Annotated in this window: 3 protein-coding genes; all 3 read right to left on the bottom strand. The window is 76.9% G+C overall.

Translation table 11 applies throughout. From position 1 onward, the window contains the following. Positions 1–529: ATP-binding cassette domain-containing protein (locus FOE67_RS21725; RefSeq protein WP_182666529.1), on the bottom strand; the 529-nt coding region annotated here is incomplete at its 3' end. 174 nt (positions 530–703) lie between these two features. Continuing rightward, positions 704–1,501, bottom strand: a complete 798-nt coding sequence (locus tag FOE67_RS21730; RefSeq protein ID WP_182666530.1) for an NUDIX hydrolase — start codon at positions 1,499–1,501, stop codon at positions 704–706. 31 nt (positions 1,502–1,532) lie between these two features. Beyond that, positions 1,533–2,859: DUF4192 domain-containing protein (locus FOE67_RS21735; protein ID WP_228474152.1), on the bottom strand; the 1,327-nt coding region annotated here is incomplete at its 5' end.

Raw genomic sequence — 2,859 nt, forward strand, 5'->3', positions numbered from 1 at the left:
CCCCCGCCCACCCCCGCACCAGGCCGTGGAGCAGGGCCGCCTCCCGGGGGTCGAGGTCCCGAACGGGCTCGTCCAGCAGCAGGGTGTGGGGATCACCGATCAGGGCGGTGGCCAGGACGAGCCGCCGTTCCATCCCCTGGGAGAGGGTGGCCGCCCTGCGGTCGGCGAGGCCGCTCATGCCCACCGCCTCCAACAGTTCGTCGGCCCGGGCCGCGGGCACCCCGGCCGCTGCGGCGGAGAGCCTCAGATGTCCCCGAACCGTCCTGCCGGGATGCGGCCGGGGCCGGTCGAGCAGCGCCCCGATCTCCCGCGCCGGACGCGGGATGCGGCGGACGGGCCGGCCCCGGACGAGCGCCGCGCCCCGGTGGGGGGCCAGGCCCAGCAGAAGGCGGAGAACGGTGGATTTCCCCGCCCCCGGCGGGCCGAGCAGCACGGTGACGGCTCCGGGGCGGGCGTCGAAGGTGAGGTCGTCCACGACGGGCTCGCGTCGCCGCCCGAGCGGCCCGGTGAGTCCGATGGCCTGGATCATCGCTGCCCCCGGCGATCGTGGTGGTGGTTCGCCGCGCCCTTGCGCACGGTGACCACACCGTAACGGCGAGAGAGTGCACCGCCGGGAAGTCGATCTCCTTGTCGGTTGATCACACCCGAATGGCGGCGGGCCGGGTGGGTCCCCTCCGCCACCGGGGCGCCCGGGGTGCCGGGCTCACGCCTCCGGCCTCAGCATGGGCGGGTTGAGCAGGGTGGCTCCTCCGGCCCGGAACAGTTGGGCGGGACGCCCGCCCTGTCGGGTGGTGGTACCGCCGCTGGGTACCAGGAAACCCGGCGTGCCGGTGACCTTGCGGTGGAAGTTGCGCGGATCCAGCGCGACCCCCCACACCACCTCGTAGACCCGGCGCAACTCCCCGACCGTGAACTCGGGGGGACAGAAGGCGGTGGCCAGGGAGGAGTACTCCAGCTTGGAGCGGGCGCGCTCCACCCCGTCGGCGAGGATCCGGTCGTGGTCGAAGGCGAGCGGTCCCCGGGGCACCCCGGGATCCCCGACCGCCCCCGGGCGCCCCGCGCCCTCGGACGCGTCCGGTCCGGGGGGCGGGCCCGTCGGAAGGAGATCGGCCACCGGCGCCCATCGGGCGCTGCCGGCGTCGCCACCGGCCACGGGGGCCGGCAGATCGGGCGCCAGCACCAGGTGGGCCACGCTGACCACCCGCATCCTGGGGTCGCGGTCCGGTTCCCCGTAGGTCGCCAACTGTTCCAGGTGCACCCCGGGTTGTTCGGTCCCGGGCTCACGCGACCGCAGCCCCGTCTCCTCGCCCAACTCACGGGCCGCGGCCGCCGCCAGGTCCTCCCGCTCCCGGACGAACCCGCCCGGGAGGGCCCATCGCCCCCGATGGGGCGGCTCCCCCCGCCGGACCACCAGCGCGCACAACGCCTGCCGCCGCACGGTGAGCACGACCAGGTCCACGGTGACGGCGAACGGCGGGAAGGCCGACGGGTCGTAGGGCATGCCGTGATCATAGTCGTCTGCCTGACGATAATCAGTCCCCCGCGAACGACCTCCCCGTCCGCAACGCGCGTCGCAGGGGCTCGGGGTCCAGCCCCTCGTTCACCGCCGCGTACAACAGGCCGGCCATGACGCACCGCGGATCGGCGTCCAGTGCCCGCGCCAACGCGATCCGGGCCTCCACCGCGTCCCCCAGGGACCACGCCGTCCACCCCACGAGGGTCAACGGGGCCGCGGCGTGCTCGCGGTACTCCGCCACGCAGCGACGCGCGAGCGCCCGCCACAGCCGCAGGGCGGCCCGTCCGTCGGGGCCCTCCTGCCACCGCGCCGCCCCATCCCGTGCCTCGCGGTCCTGCAGGCCGAGGAGGAGGGTCGCCGCCTCCGTCGAGGACAGCAGCGCGTCGTCGCGCGCGTCCGCGGCGGAGACCGGACCCCGGCGCGGCTCGGTGCCGCCCCGCCGGAAGCGGCCCACCAACCGCCGAACCGACTCGACGGTCTCCTCCCGCAACGCCCCGGGGTCGGCCCCGTCACCCAGCACCCGGGGCACCAGCGCGGCCAGCGCCTCGTCCATGGCCCGGACCTGATCGGCGGCGGCCGCGCCCCGGGCCGGCGCGATGCGGCGCTCCATCTCCCCGAGGGTGGGCGGCATGGGCACACCCGCCAGGACCGAGGCGGCGGCCAGCTCGGAGTGTCCGGGTCGGGGGCGGGGCAATCCCTCGGGCGGACAGGCGACGGCCGCGGGCCGCGTGTAGGGCCAGTAGCGGTCCCCGGACAGACACAGCGCCTCGTGCACCGGCACCGCCAGCGCGTCGCAGGAGGAACGCACCAGGGTCGCGAAGGGACGCAGGCGTTCCATCACCTGACGCGGGGACTCCCCCGACCTCGGGTCCCGGCACAGGTAGAGCACCGCCGAGGCGGGCACCCCCTCCCGCCGTCGCGAGCCCTCCAGCAGGCAGCGTGCCACCGCGTCGGCCGCCCGGGGCCAGTCCACGGGTGACTCCGGGATGGGCGCCCGCACCCGTCCACCGAGTCGCCCGCCGTCCCGGTGGACGGCGACCAGCACCACCGAATCCTCGGGGTGGAAGCCCAACAGGTGGGGCAGGGCGTCCACCAGCTCGGCGGCGCCGCGCAGGACGACGGCCGGGGGCTCCGGGACGCGGGGGCCGGGCGTCCCGGTCGTGCGCCGCCCGACCCCCGCGCAGCGGGTGGCCGCGGACCGGGCGGGAAGCGGCGGGCGGGGGCGGACGGCGTCGTGCCGGGTGACGTCCCCCGGCACGACGACCCGCCGTCGCGGCACCGGTCGAGGGGTGCCGGAGCACCGGGGGGAGACCGGACGGCTCACGGCGTGCCCCCGGGAGGGG

The organism is Streptomyces calidiresistens (genome assembly GCF_014141525.1).
In the GTDB taxonomy this organism is placed as follows: domain Bacteria; phylum Actinomycetota; class Actinomycetes; order Streptomycetales; family Streptomycetaceae; genus Streptomyces; species Streptomyces calidiresistens.

Excerpts from the sequence above, each read along its gene's own strand:
- FOE67_RS21730 (WP_182666530.1), bottom strand. The coding sequence starts at position 1,501 with ATGCCCTACGACCCGTCGGCCTTCCCGCCGTTCGCCGTCACCGTGGAC.